Raw genomic sequence first — 13,749 nt, 5'->3', positions numbered from 1 at the left:
CACGGATTTAGGGTGGACAGGCGAAATCGCCAGACAGTTCAACACGCACGCCCTGCGCGACACGATCAATCCGCTCCAGCCGCTCGATCAGCATGATCACCCGCGTTCCCGGCCCGATCGACTCGCGCACCGGCAACGCCGCGGCCTCGATCAGAAATTGCGTCTCGGCACAGGTCAGGGCCGGCAGTCGCAACGCGGGCAGCATGGTGCGCGCGACGGCCAGGGCGGCAAGACCCAGCTTGCGCGGGGCCGAGACCCGTGCCCGCCGCGTGATCGAGTCATGACCCGCGCGCGCCAGCCCCCGCCCGATCGCGCGATAGATCATGCGCGCCGCCTGGATCCCCGGCCGGCAATCGAGCGGCAGGCGCGCAATGCCCGGTCGCGCCCGATCGTAGAAACGCTCAGCCTCATCGAGCAATTGCGCAATCACCTGCCCCAGATCCGGCGAAAATCGCGGTGCGGCCAGAAACGCCTCGGCATCGATGCCCCGTGCCGCCAGCCAGTCGAGCGGCAGATACAGCCGCCCCGCGCGGGCATCCTCGCCCACATCGCGCGCGATGTTGGTGAACTGCATCGCAATCCCCAGGTCGCAGGCCGCACCCAGGCTCTCCGCATCGCGCCTGCCCATGATCAGCGTCATCATGGCGCCGACCGAACCGGCCACCCGCGCGGCATAGGCCCGCGCATCGGCAATCGTCTCGTGCCGCCGGCCGGCGGCATCCCAGGCGAGGCCCTCGATCAGGGCATCCGGCAGCGTGCGCGGAATCGCATGGGTTTCGATCATCCGGGCAAACGCGCGATCGACCGCATTGTTCTCGGGCCGGCCGTGATAGGCCCGGTCGAGCCGCTGCGCGAGCCGCGCCACCGCCGCCCCCTTGTCCGCACCGTCATCCACCGCGTCATCCGCGACGCGGCAGAACGCGTAGAGCGCGGTTGCCGGATGGCGGATGCGCGCCGGCAACAGGCGCGAGGCGGCATGAAAACTCAGCGAACCGCCGCGCAGCATCGCGGCACAGGCGGCCATATCCGGATCGACGATCCGCTCAGACATGCTGTCCAACCTCCCGCCGCGCCGCCGACGACATGATGGTCGGCACGAGACCATCGAGCACCCGCGCGGTCGACAGCACCCCCGGCACCCCGGCACCCGGATGCGTCCCGGCGCCGACCAGAAACAAGTTCCGCAATTCCTCGCTTGCATTATGCGGCCGAAACCATGCGCTCTGCGTCAGCACCGGCTCCATGCCGAACCCGGCCCCCAGGGTCGAGGCGTATCGGCTCTCGAAATCCGCCGGCGTCATGATGCGCGAGGTCACCACATGCCCCGCCAGCCCCGGCAGCATGGTCTCTGCCAGCCGCCGTTCCAGCGCCTGGCGATACGACTCGGCCTGCGTTGCCCAATCGATATCACCGCCAAGATGCGGCACCGGCGCCAAAGCATAAAACCCATCGCACCCCGGCGGTGCCAACGAAGGGTCGGTCGCGGTCGGTCGGTGCAGATAAATGCTCATGTCGGTCGCAAGTGTCTTGTGTTCGAAAATATCATCGAGCAGACCGCGGTAGCGTGGCCCCATGATGATCGCGTGATGCGGCACTTCGGGAAATTTGATGTCGGTGCCGAAATACCAGACGAACAGGCCCATCGAATACCGGGTCGCTTTCAGCTTGCGGTCGGTCCAGCGCCGGCGCGGCGCATCGCGCAGCAGATGACGATAGGTATGCGCGGTGCACGCGTTGGAGACCACGATATCCGCTGAAATCCGCGTGCCGTCATCGAGCGCCACCCCGGTCGCCGCGCCATCGGCAATCGTGATCCGGTCGATATTGGTATTCAGCCGGATGCTGCCGCCCTGCCCCGCAATCAGTCGTGCCATGCCCTCGACGATCCGCCCGGTGCCGCCCATGGCGAAATGCACGCCGTGCGCGCGCTCCAAATGCAGGATCATTGCATAGATCGCGCTCACCTTGAACGGATTGCCGCCGACCAGCAGCGGATGAAAACTCAGCGCCGCGCGGATGCGTTCATCGCGCACATGGCGCGCCGCCAGGGCATACACGCTGCGATGCCCGGAGAGCCGCACCAGGTCCGGCAGAATCCGCGCCATGTCCGTCCAACGGCCGAACGGCACATGCCCGAGTTGCTCGAAACCGATTTTATAAATCCGCTCGGTCAGCGCGATGAACCGCTCATACCCCGCCAGGTCGCCCGGCGCGAGCCGCTGGATCTCGGCGCGCATGAACGCCGGATCGGCCGAACAATCGATGTACGATCCGGTATCGAACCGGATCCGGTAGAACGGGTCGATCGGCACCAGCGTCACGTCATCGGCAAACCGCCGTCCCGCCAGCGTCCACAACTCCTCCAGCAGGAACGGTGCCGTAATGATGGTCGGCCCGGCATCGAAGGTGAACCCGTCCTGGCGGAACACCGCGGCGCGCCCGCCCGCCTGCTCGCACCGTTCCACCACACTCACACGCCAGCCCCGCGCGCCGAGCCGGATGGCGGCCGCCAGACCGCCGATCCCCGCCCCGATCACGATCGCATGCGGCCGCTGCGGATCATCCAGTGCGCCGCGCCCGGGCATCGCGTTCATGTCCCGATCACCCCGATCTCGCGGGCGAAATCCGCAATGATCGCCGCGGTTTCGGCCGGTGCCTCCTCATGCGCCAGATGACCGAGCCCGGGCATCGAAACCAGCCGCGCGCCCGGCACGATGCGCGCGATCCGTTCCGCCTCGCGCGGCGGAATCGAGCGATCGTTGGCCCCGGTCACCAGCAGCAGCCTCGACGCCAGGTCCGGCAGACTGGCCTCGATCGGGTCGAGATCCCAGTTCGCCATCATGGTCAGCGCCGCGGCGGCATGGCCGCTGCGGCGCACCAGCGTCGCGTAATGCGCCTCCCCGGCGGCATCGATGGTCGATCCCGTGCTGGCCAGCAGGCGGCGCACGATCGTCGGGTTCTTCGCGCGCCAGGCGAACAGCCGCGGCACCAGCGGGTTCATCGCGAACATTTTGGCGATCGGCGAAAATACCCTGGTCACATTGCCGCGATACGGCAGCAACGCGCCGTTCAGGCTGACCAGCCCGGACGGGGCGACCGTTCCGCCGCCGCACAGATCGATCCCGATCGCCGCGCCCGCCGAATGGCCGATGATGATTGCCGGTGCGATATCAAGCACCCCGAGCAGCGAGGCCACCGCGCCCGCCATGCCCGGCAGCGACATGCGCGGCCAGACGGGCGTTTCGGTGAACCCGTGGCCGGGCAGGTCAGGTGCCACCACGGTGAAATTCGCCGCCAGCGCCGGTGCCAGGTCGCGCCAGGAATGCGTCGCCGCGCCGGTGCCGTGCAACAGCAGCGCCACCGGCCCCTTGCCCATGATCTGCACATGAAACCGCAGCCCGCCCGCCTCGATGAAACGGCTGGCCGCCCGGTTCGGCCAGTTGGTGCCGTCGCGCTGCCAGTTCGGGGCGCCGTCGCCCAGCAACGCCTGCCACAGCGAGGTCTCTTCGATCGTCATTGCCGGCTCGGACATCTCAATGGCCATTCTGGTCATTCCCCTAGGCCGCCTGGGCGCGGACGGCGTTGCTGAGTGCGGCGGCATCGGCGTAGGGCAGCGGCAGATAGCGCCCGTCCATCAGGCGCGCGAGCTCGGCCGCGAACCCGCTGCGGCGCGGCGCGGTATCGATCACCATGCCCGCGAGTCCCGCGGCGGCGCAGGCCTGGGCGGCGGCGCGGGCATCGCGCCCGGCGGCCTCGCGCCCCGGTTTGCCGTCCCGCCCGATATTGGCCCCGCCATCGGTCAACAACACGATCAACGGGCTGGCGCCGCGCCGGCGTTCGGCAATCCCCAGGGCGCACGCGGCATCGATACCCAAGGCCAACGGCGTCGCCCCGCCGCCTGGCAGGGCAGCCAGGCTGCGCCGCGCCCGCGCCAGCGCCCCGGTCGGCGGCAGCAGCAATTCCGCGCTGCGATTCCGAAACGCGATCAGCGCAACCTGGTCACGCCGCACATAGCAATCCGCCAGCAGAATCTGAATCGCCCCCTTCGCCTCGGCGAGCCGGTTGAGCGCGGACGAACCCGACGCATCGACCGCGAAAATCGCCACGGTGCGCACCGGCGCGATGAACCGCTTGATCCGGAAGTCCTCGGCGCGGACCAGCACCCGCGGCATCGGACCCGGGTGTTGCACGGCCCGCTCGCGCCGTCGCAACGGCTGCATGGGCGCCGCGGCGCGCAACGTGTCGATCAAGGCCAGCCGCGCGCCATGGCCAGGCCGCCCGGGCCGCACGCCCGCCGGGCGGCCCCGGACACCCCCCTGCGCGATCGGCGTCTTGCCCCCAGCGGCACGCGCGGCACGGCGCGGCCCACCCGACATCGCCAGCGCCGCCAGCAGATCGAGCGGCAAGGCGCTGCGGGCCGCATCGAGCACACGCTCGGCAAGTTCCTCCGAAGCATCGCCCGGCGGCTCCTCCTGCAACTGGTCATCCCCCTGCGTCTCGCGCGCCTCGGGCGGCGGCGCGGCGTCCGGCTCGTCCTGTGATTCGGGTGGCGGCTCGGGGGGTGGTTCCGGTGCCGGCAGCGTCGTCGCGCGCGGCGCCAGAATCAGCCGCGCCGCCAGAATGGCGTCCGCATCGTCGATGCTGCGCCGTCCGGCCAATGCCGCGGCCGCGCGGGCGGCACGCAACGCCAAAATCGGTGCGCGCGGCGAATCGATCCCTAGCGCCGCCGCCGTGCGGCACAGCGCAATCGTGGTCTCATCACGCAGCACGATCCCAGCCAACCGCCGCCGCGCCCGGGCGATCGCGCGCGCGCCCGGCCAGACGAAATCGTCATCGAGCATCGCCTCGTCGAGCACGAAAGCCAGCCGGTCGCACAGCGTGCCGGGGGCTGCCTCGTCATCGCCGATCCCCTCATCCAGCGCGACGACACCGAACCGTGCATCCCGCTCGCTCATCACGCCATCGCGCGCCACACTTACCACGCCGCGGTCGAGCACCGCCGCCAGCTTGCCGGCCAATGAACGATCCAGCCGTTCCGCCATCGGGATCACCACGACGCCGCCATCGACCTCGGCCAACAGGCCGCTCGCCACGATTCTGGACCCGGCAGACAGGGTCCCCGCCAGATCGAGCCCGCCGAGCAGCCGATCATCGGTAATATGCGTTGGCAGGCGCCGCACCGGCGTGGCGCCGGGCAGCAGGCCGCGCAACCGGCTCAAAAAACCGTCCCGTGCCGGCCCGATCCGGCTGCGGATCACCATGCCGCCCAGCCCGACCGGATCGATCGCGAACAGGCAGGCAGCGAGGCCAGCGTCGCGGGTCGGTTTGCGCGGCGCCGGCAGCGGGCTCATGCGGCAATCGCCGCCTGGCTGAACAGCGCGGCCATGGCACGCTCGACCCGCGCGCCCGCCAGCGATTCATCGAGCGGATCGCGCCGCAACCGATGCCGCAGCGCCGCCGGCGCGACCGCGCGCAAATGGCTCTCGGTCACCACAGTATCACCCTCCAGCGCCGCTTCGGCGCGGGCCGCGCGCAGCAGTGTCAGTTCGCCGCGCAGACCATCGGTGCCAAGTTCGATACAAAGCCTCGCCGCCAGCCGTAAAATTGCCTCCGGCACGTTGACCAGCGGCAGGAGTTTCATCGCCCCCACCAATTGCCGCCGCAACGCCGCCTCATCGGCGGCAAACCGCCGCATGAACGCCGCCCGGTCGTGTTCGAACGCATCGCGCCGCCGGACCACTTCGATCCGCTGGTCCAGATCGGTGGGCGTCTTCACCTCGACGCACAGGCCGAACCGGTCGAGCAACTGCGGCCGCAACTCGCCCTCCTCGGGATTGCCGCTGCCGATCAGCACGAATCGTGCCGGGTGGCGCAGGCTGAGCCCCTCGCGCTCGACCACATTCTCGCCCGACGCCGCGACATCGAGCAGCAGATCGACCAGATGATCCTCGAGCAGGTTGATCTCATCGATATATAAAAAGCCCCGATGCGCGCGGGCCAGCAGGCCGGGCTCGAACGCTTTCACCCCATCGGCCAGCGCCCGTTCCAGATCGAGCGCGCCGACCACCCGGTCCTCGGTCGCGCCGAGCGGCAGATCGACCACGGGAATTCTCACCCGCTCCGATGCCAGCCGCCCCGCCGCCCGGCGGGCGCGGCACTCGGGGCACAGCGCGCTGCGCGAAGCGGGATCACAATGATACCGGCAGCCAACCACTGCGCGCATGGTCGGCAGCAGCGCCGCCAGCGCGCGCACCGCGGTCGATTTGCCGGTGCCACGGTCGCCGAACGCCAACACCCCGCCCAGCGTGGGCTCCACCGTCGCAATCAACATCGCGCGGATCATCTCGGTCTGGCCGACGATCGCGGTGAACGGATACAGCGCCATCACTCGGCCTGCGCGGTGGCCGTGAACGGCGCATTCAGCCGCACGATCACGAGGTTCAGGTAACCGGCAAACGTCACCCAAAGCAGATACGGCACCAACAGCAGCGCCGCGGTGCCGGCAAATTGCGCGGTGGTGACGACCAGCGCCAGAATCGTCAGCCAGAGCGGCGCGATATCGATCAAGGCCAAATCCGGCCGGCGCATCTTAAAAAACAGCACACTCCACGCGAGATTGAACACCGCATTGATGCCGAACAGCACCAGCAGCACCGTCGCGCTCGTCACACTCGGTGCAGCTTCCCACCCGATCACCCCGGCCCCGGCAATCAGGGCGAAAATCAACGTCCAGACCGGGCCGAACAGCCAGGTCGGCGGCTGCCACGAGGGTTTGCGCAAACCGCGATACCAGGGCCCGATCGTTGTCACGGCCCCGCCAGCGCCGGCCACCACCGTCGCGGTCACCGCCGCGACCAGAACCGGTCCCCAATGGCCGCCCAACCAACTCATCTGATTGCGATCTCCTGTCCGCGTGTCACGAAACTGCCCGACCGCCAGCGTCGTCATGCCTGCATCAGCCGGGTCAGCCGTACCATGTTCTTGGCAAAGATGCGCGCGTGCACGATCGGCTTCGCTCGCACCAGCGCCTTGTTCATATAGGCCTGCCAGGTCATCGCCTGAACATCGGAGTCCCCGCAGATAGCCACGAACAATTCGCGCCGCCGGTCGCTGGAATACCAGAAATCCTGCATGAAGCCGAGCACGAAAAACACCATGCCGTGCGTCTTCATGAAGCGCTTGCGCGCGGTCCTCAGCGCCTTGGCATCACCGGTCCGGCAGAATTCGTCCACGGCCTCGCCCGCCAGTTGCCCCCCGAGCATGGCGTAATAGATCCCCTCGCCCGAGGCCGGCGCCACCACCCCGGCGGCGTCGCCCGCGAGCAGCACGTTGATCCCGTCATCCCAGCGCGGCAGGGGTTTGAGCGGCAGCGGCGCGCCTTCCGAGCGGATCGTCTCGGCACCGGTCAAACCCGCCGTGCTGCGCAGATCACCCACGGCCCCGCGCAGCGAAAACCCCTTGACCGCACTACCGGTCCCGATGCTCGCGGTCTCGCCATGCGGGAAAATCCAGGCATAGAAATCGGGCGATACCTTGGCGTCGTAATAAATCTCGCATTGCTGCGGATTCCACCCCGGCGTGCCGGCCGGCGGTGCCTTGATCACCTCATGATAGGCGAACACCCGCTTGTGCTTGTCCGCCCCGGGAATCGTCTGCCGTGCCACCGCTGAAACCGCGCCATCGGCGCCGATCACCGCGCGCGCCACCACCGCACCCACGCCATCCCTGGTCCTGTAGTGAATGATGGTGCGGCCCGTCGCATCGCGCTCGATCCGTTCGAATCGCCCCGTGCGCCGCTCGGCCCCCGCCGCCGCCGCCCGGTCGCGCAGGAACGCATCGAACATATCACGATCGACCATGCCGACATACCCACCGTCATCGATCGGCATCGCGACCTTCTTGGCCTTCGGCGACACGATATTGGCGCCGCGCGCCTTCGCCACGATCAGATGCTCGGGGATCGCGTAATCGCGGATCAGCCGCGGCGGCACCGCGCCGCCGCAGGGCTTGATCCGCCCGTCGCGATCCAGCAGCAGCACGGTGCGCCCGGCGCGCGCCAGCGTCTCCGCCGCGGTCGAACCCGCCGGGCCCCCGCCAACCACCACCACGTCGTATTCGGTCATCTGCGTCATCTCAAACCCCCGTCGCGGCGAGCGCGAACGCGCTGACCAGCATGCCCACAACATAAAGCGTCGTGCCCGTGGCATTGTACCAGGGCGCGCGTTCGCGCGGCTTTTCGAGCAAGCGGCGCATCAGAAACAATTGAACCAGCAGCGAGACCCCGATCAGCGCGGCCGCCAGCGGATGATGCCAGCCGATCATGAATTCGATGACGCACACCTGCGGCACCGCCATGATGATGCACGCCACGATCGAGGCGCGCAGCACACCGAGTTGCGCCGGCAGCGAGCGGACGCCGATTTTCAGATCGCCCTCGATCGATTTGAAATCATTCAGCGTCATGATGCCGTGCGCACCGGCACTGTAGAGAGCCGCGATGATCAGAGTATGCGGTGCGGGCAGCGCGTTGCGCATCACCGCCGCCCCGGTGAACCACGGCACGCCCTCGTAGCAGAGCGCTACGGCGGCATTGCCCCACCAGCCGTTCATCTTGAAGCGGAACGGCGGCGCGCTGTAGCCCCAGGCGGCCGCCAGCGCGAACACCGTGGCGCCGACCCCCCACGGCCCGAGCGGCAGTGCTACCAGCAGCGAAGCGCCCGACCAGATGATCGCGATATACAACCCCCAGCGCCCCGGCATCCGGCCCGACGGGATCGGCCGATCGGGTTCATTGATCGCATCAACATGCCGATCGAACCAGTCGTTCACCGCCTGCGATGTGCCGCACACCATCGGACCGGCCAGCACCATGCCGAGCACCAGCTCCGGCCAGCGTGCCGCAAGCGGCGCGCCCGAGGACACCACCCCGCACATGAAAGCCCAGATCGCCGCAAACCAGGTGACCGGCTTGAGCAGTTCGAGACAGACCTTCAAATCGGGCAGACGCACCGAAGTCGCAGGCCGATCGAAAGTAATGCTGGACTTTTCGGCTGGCGTCATCCGGTCTCCGGTTCTGGGTTATGCGACGCCCAGCGCCTCGGCATCCATCATGCCGTAACGCCGGAGTTTCACGTAAAGACTCTGGCGCGACAGCCCGAGCATCTCAGCCGCCGATGCCCGGTTATCGCCGGTGATCTTCAGCGCTGCCTCGATCGACAGGCGCTCGATCACCTCGGTCGCCTCGCGCACGATCTCCTTGAGCGAAACACGCCCGATCAGCTCACTGATCTGTTCGAGCGAGCGCGGCACCGCACGCGTGGTGGCCGCCGGCGGAATGAACTCGGGCGCGGTCCGCCGGCCGATATTGCGGATCGCAAAGCCAAAGCACGGCTTGCCGCCGTTCATCACCGTCACCGCCGAAATCTCGACCTCGGTCTGGGTGCCGAACTCATCGCGCAGAAACGTCGGGTAGAGCCGCACCGAACCATGTTGGCGCAGGTTGGCACTCAGCACATTCAGATCGACCCCCGGCCGCCCCAGCCAGCGATCGAGCGTCTGGCCATGGGCCTGCTCCTCCGAGCCCAGCTGGGTCATATCCAGAAACGCGGCGTTGGCCGCAAGCAGCCGCCCGTCGTTTCCGGTCACGACGAACCCATCCGGCGCGCTCTCGATCAATTTGAGCAGTTTGGCCTTGCTGTCCGACAACAGATTATGCGGATCGACCGGGCTGACCGGCGACAGGCGCAGCAGATAATTCTGCCCCTCGCCCTGGCGCAGCAGAAACGCCGAAATCCTCATCTCGCCGTCATGATCGGCGAGCCGGATCCGCACGTCATCCATCCGCCCGGCGGCGCGGATGCTGCCGAGCAGCTGCTCCAGCGCGCCCCGGCTCTCGGGCTCGACCAGCCCGGCAAACGCCAATCCGGCCAGTTTGTCGCGATCGCCGAACAACCTTTGCGCCGCCGGATTGGCCTCCACGATCTTTTGCGACTGACCATCGAGCACCAATACCGGCTCGGCCGACATTTGGAACAAAATCCGGTAGCGCGTCTCGACATGGCGCAGCCGCGAGTAATCCCGCTCCAGCGATTGCTGCACATCGACCAGGCGCTGCTGCAACGCGGCCAGTGCCCGCAGGTCCCGCCCGAACGCAATCGCCCGGCCGCTGTGGCCGACCGGAATGGTCGAAAACAGGATCGGCACATCCTTGCCCTCACGCGCCGGGTAATTCACGTGCCGCCCCAGCGGGTTGGGTCGCTCGTCCGCCTTGCCCGCCATGTCCTGCAGCATCTCGGTCACCTTGATCCGGCTCTCGACCGTTACGGTGTCCGCCCAGGGTCGCCCGATCCAGGTTTCACTCTGGTCGAATTCATTGGCGAAGCTGGTACTCTGAAACGCAACATCGCGAACGATGCCCTTACGGTCCACGATCAAGGCGATATCCGCAGCGGCGGCAATCAACATGCCCGCAGCATCGGCATCGACATCGGCAAGCCATTTAGCGGGCGATTTAAAGGCTTTCATACACGACCACACTTTCGAATATATAAGTATCTGCAGATGTAACCTTGTCACCTCTCCGTCAACTTGTTTCGCCTCGTTCCGAGCTCGACACATCCTGGCCCATCATGTGCCGAACCATCCGGGCCGTTCGCTATCGAATTGCCGCGAGGGCACGCTCAATCATCGAGTCCGCCTCGAACAATGCCGCCTGGCCATCCCGCGCCGTCGCATCCGCGCCGACGAACTGCGCGCGCTCGGGATGGTCAGCGAAAGCCCGGCCACCGACCATCACGCCAAGCGCCGGATTGAGCGCCGTGCGCCGCAGCGCGCGGATCACCGCGGGAAGACCCTTCAAGCCACCCTCGCCGCTCACCGAAAGCCCCACCACATCGAACCAGTTACGCCGCACGATCGACATCAGCGACGCCCGGCTCAGCAACGCTTCGGTCTGCACGATCCAGCCCGCCCGGCGGAACAGATCAGACAGCACCGCGATACCGAAACTATGCTGCTCCCCCGGCGCCGCCGCGATCAGAAAGTGCCGCTCGCGGCCTCTGAGCATCGGCGCCTCGCTGACCGGATCGGCGGTATCGCGCAGGATCTGATTGAGCCGGATCATCGCGAGGGTCACCGCGGCGAAATCGGCCCGATCCTCATCCCACAAATCACCGAGACGCCGCGCGGCGGGGGATAACAATCCCTGCAGGATATTGTCACGCGTGGCGCCCGCAGCCACGAACCGGGCGAGCGTCGCATGCGCCTCGATCAAATTCTCGGCCAGGATCAGGTCGACGAATCGCTCCACCTCGACCCGGGTTGAGCAGACCACGGCGGCGGCATCGTCCGGCCGCACACGGCTGGCCAGCATGCGCGGCAACACCTCGGTTGCAATCGTGCGTTCAAGCAGGCTGGACCATGGCCGGATCACCGTCTGGCGGTGCAGTTCGTCCGCGATCGCCTCATAGACATAAGGCTTGGCCGGAACCGCCCCGCCCGGGCTTCTGCGCGGTGAAGGACCGATCGTGGGGCCGGTCGGGCCAACGGCAACACGATCACGTTCAGAACGGCCGGGCTGACCCCGCGATCCTTGGTGCTGTGTGGCGTCTCTCATCGATAGCCCTCCTCAACTCGCGATCGAACATGCACCCGAACCATGTCGAGTGTCAAGTTTGATTGACGTAAATAAAGATTGACAGTTGATATTCCGGGGGGGTAGCTTTCGCCTCGTCGCTGACCCGCGACAGAGGAAACTCTGATGAACCAAGCTACCGAATTGTTCCATTCCCATGGCCTTCTCCCGGTGATCTGGTGCGGTGCCGCAAGCGAAATAGCCGGACACTTATTAACCGATCGTTTTTTCGTGGCGGGATCGAACGCCTCCTTTCAGGACATGTCAAGCGATGTTTACAAAGGTCGTTGAGCGGCTGACCGGTGCCGTCAATTGCTGCCCATGGGAAGGGCACGGCTATGGCCGCCACCAGAGCAGCGCCGCGCAGCCGCGCCGTACGCCGTTCCTCTATAGTGTCGAGGAACGCCGCCGGCGCGACGCCACAAAATGGACGCTGGTGCAGGGCATTCTGGCACCCATCCAGTTCGTGGTCTTCCTGGTCAGCCTCAGCCTGGTCGCGCATTATCTGATCACCGGCAACGGTCTTGCCCTGGCGACCGATTCCATCCTGGTCAAAACCGTTGTGCTGTTCACGATCATGATCACCGGCGCGATCTGGGAACACGAGGTGTTCGGCAAATATCTGTTCGCGCGCGCCTTCTTCTGGGAAGACCTGTTCAGCATGCTGGTGATCGCGCTGCACTCACTCTACGTGCTGGTGCTGTTCATCCATATCGCCGGCCCGCGGACGCAAATGATGATCGCGCTCGCGGCCTATGGCACCTATCTGATCAACGCGATGCAGTTCGTCATGAAACTGCGCGCCGCCCGGCTGGAAGCGCCCGGCCACGGGGCGGTGACGATCTGATGAGCGTCTGCACCACCCCCCCTGCGGCAACCGCGCCCGACATCATCCGCCAGCGCGGCCAGCGTGAAGTCTTCTGCGGCCTGACCGGGATCGTCTGGCTGCACCGGCGGATCCAGGATGCGTTCTTCCTCGTGGTCGGATCGCGCACCTGTGCTCACCTGGTGCAATCGGCAGCAGGGGTGATGATCTTCGCCGAACCCCGCTTCGCCACCGCCATCATCGAGGAGCGCGACCTCGCCGGCCGCGCCGATCTCGATGACGAACTCGACCGCGTGGTGACCCGCCTGATCGAACGCCGCCCGGACATCAAACTCCTGTTCCTGGTCGGCTCCTGCCCTTCCGAAGTCATCAAGCTCGACCTTACCCGCGCCGCCGCACGGCTCGACGAACGGTTCGGCCGCCTTCCCCGCATCCTCGCCTATTCCGGCAGCGGCATCGAAACCACGTTCACCGAAGGTGAAGACGCGTGTCTCGAAGCCTTGGTTCCCACCCTGGCCGATGCAGGCACCGCCAACGGCCTGATGGTGGTCGGTGCGGTGGCCGATATCGTTGAGGACCAGTTCCGCCGCCTGTTCACCGCCATCGGCATCGAACGCATCGATTTCCTGCCCGCCCGCCACGCCGGCGCGATGCCCGCGGTCGGGCCGAATACCAGGTTCATCCTCGCCCAGCCCTTCCTCGCCGCCACCGCACGCGCCCTGCATGAGCGTGGTGCGCGCCGGATCGCCGCGCCCTACCCGCTCGGCGCGGAGGGCACCCGCCTCTGGATCGAAGCCGCCGCCGCCGCCTTCGGCATCGACCCCGCCCGCACCGAAAGCGTGCTCGCCCTGCCCGCCCGCCGTGCCACCGAGTCGCTCGCCGCGGTCCGTGCCAAACTGGCCGGGCGCAAAATCTTCTTCTTCCCCGATTCGCAACTCGAAATCCCGCTCGCCCGCTTCCTTGCGCGCGAATGCGGTGTCGAGCTGGTCGAAGTCGGCACACCCTTCCTCCACCGCGACCTGATGGATGCCGAACTGGCGCTGCTGCCCTTCGCCACGCAACTCTCCGAGGGCCAGGACGTCGAACGCCAGCTCGACCGTTGCCGCGCCGAACAACCCGATCTGGTGATCTGCGGCCTCGGCCTCGCCAATCCGCTCGAAGCCGAAGGCATCGCGACCAAATGGTCGATCGAACTGGTGTTCAGCCCGATCCACGGGTTCGAGCAGGCCGCCGACCTCGGAAATCTCTTCGCCCGGCCGCTCGCGCGCCGCGCTCTGCTGGCGGTATAGCG

At 67.1% G+C, this 13,749-nt stretch carries 13 protein-coding genes; 3 read left to right on the top strand and 10 right to left on the bottom strand.

Annotated elements, in window-relative coordinates:
• Positions 1–7: 7 nt before the first annotated feature.
• The 10 genes from AruPA_RS07215 to AruPA_RS07170 form a co-directional block, all read right to left on the bottom strand.
• Positions 8–1,051 carry a phytoene/squalene synthase family protein gene (locus AruPA_RS07215; protein ID WP_265635976.1) on the bottom strand — a complete coding sequence of 348 codons (1,044 nt, stop codon included), beginning with the start codon at positions 1,049–1,051 and terminating at the stop codon, positions 8–10.
• Positions 1,044–2,594 (bottom strand): phytoene desaturase family protein, encoded by a 1,551-nt coding sequence (gene crtI, locus AruPA_RS07210; protein WP_265635975.1) that lies wholly within the window; start codon positions 2,592–2,594, stop codon positions 1,044–1,046. Before crtI ends, AruPA_RS07215 begins: the two co-directional genes overlap by 8 nt.
• Positions 2,591–3,544, bottom strand: a complete 954-nt coding sequence (gene bchO / locus AruPA_RS07205) for an alpha/beta fold hydrolase BchO (RefSeq protein WP_322784387.1) — start codon at positions 3,542–3,544, stop codon at positions 2,591–2,593. The genes crtI and bchO overlap by 4 nt, the downstream gene beginning before the upstream one ends.
• Before the next feature lie 13 nt (positions 3,545–3,557).
• On the bottom strand, positions 3,558–5,351 hold the full coding sequence (locus AruPA_RS07200) for a magnesium chelatase subunit D (protein ID WP_265635974.1): 1,794 nt from the start codon (positions 5,349–5,351) through the stop codon (positions 3,558–3,560).
• Positions 5,348–6,385, bottom strand: a complete 1,038-nt coding sequence (gene bchI, locus AruPA_RS07195) for a magnesium chelatase ATPase subunit I (RefSeq protein ID WP_265635973.1) — start codon at positions 6,383–6,385, stop codon at positions 5,348–5,350. The genes AruPA_RS07200 and bchI overlap by 4 nt, the downstream gene beginning before the upstream one ends.
• Complete coding sequence (locus tag AruPA_RS07190) at positions 6,385–6,891, bottom strand: TspO/MBR family protein (RefSeq protein WP_265635972.1); 507 nt, start codon at positions 6,889–6,891, stop codon at positions 6,385–6,387. Before AruPA_RS07190 ends, bchI begins: the two co-directional genes overlap by 1 nt.
• 53 nt (positions 6,892–6,944) lie before the next feature.
• On the bottom strand, positions 6,945–8,132 hold the full coding sequence (locus AruPA_RS07185; protein ID WP_265635971.1) for a geranylgeranyl diphosphate reductase: 1,188 nt from the start codon (positions 8,130–8,132) through the stop codon (positions 6,945–6,947).
• A 1-nt stretch (position 8,133) separates the two neighbouring features.
• Positions 8,134–9,060: a chlorophyll synthase ChlG gene (gene chlG / locus AruPA_RS07180; protein WP_265635970.1), complete on the bottom strand. Its 927-nt coding sequence runs from the start codon at positions 9,058–9,060 to the stop codon at positions 8,134–8,136.
• Between the two features lie 18 nt (positions 9,061–9,078).
• Positions 9,079–10,524 carry a transcriptional regulator PpsR gene (ppsR, locus tag AruPA_RS07175; protein WP_265635969.1) on the bottom strand — a complete coding sequence of 482 codons (1,446 nt, stop codon included), beginning with the start codon at positions 10,522–10,524 and terminating at the stop codon, positions 9,079–9,081.
• A 130-nt stretch (positions 10,525–10,654) separates the two neighbouring features.
• Entirely contained in the window at positions 10,655–11,614 is a 960-nt protein-coding gene (locus AruPA_RS07170) for a B12-binding domain-containing protein (RefSeq protein ID WP_265635968.1), read from the bottom strand.
• A 144-nt stretch (positions 11,615–11,758) separates the two neighbouring features.
• Here AruPA_RS07170 and AruPA_RS07165 point away from each other — a divergent pair, with 144 nt between their 5' ends.
• The 3 genes from AruPA_RS07165 to AruPA_RS07155 are packed head-to-tail and all read left to right on the top strand — an operon-like array spanning position 11,759 to position 13,747.
• Positions 11,759–11,923 (top strand): hypothetical protein, encoded by a 165-nt coding sequence (locus AruPA_RS07165; protein WP_265635967.1) that lies wholly within the window; start codon positions 11,759–11,761, stop codon positions 11,921–11,923.
• Positions 11,904–12,479 carry a 2-vinyl bacteriochlorophyllide hydratase gene (gene bchF, locus AruPA_RS07160; protein ID WP_265635966.1) on the top strand — a complete coding sequence of 192 codons (576 nt, stop codon included), beginning with the start codon at positions 11,904–11,906 and terminating at the stop codon, positions 12,477–12,479. Before AruPA_RS07165 ends, bchF begins: the two co-directional genes overlap by 20 nt.
• The gene (locus tag AruPA_RS07155; RefSeq protein ID WP_265635965.1) at positions 12,479–13,747 is read left to right on the top strand and encodes a ferredoxin:protochlorophyllide reductase (ATP-dependent) subunit N; all 1,269 of its coding nucleotides are present in this window, start codon (positions 12,479–12,481) and stop codon (positions 13,745–13,747) included. The genes bchF and AruPA_RS07155 overlap by 1 nt, the downstream gene beginning before the upstream one ends.
• Positions 13,748–13,749 lie beyond the last annotated feature (2 nt).

It is taken from the genome of Acidiphilium sp. PA, from assembly GCF_026191915.1.
Lineage (GTDB): Bacteria > Pseudomonadota > Alphaproteobacteria > Acetobacterales > Acetobacteraceae > Acidiphilium.
This window is presented reverse-complemented; position numbering and strand designations above follow the sequence as displayed.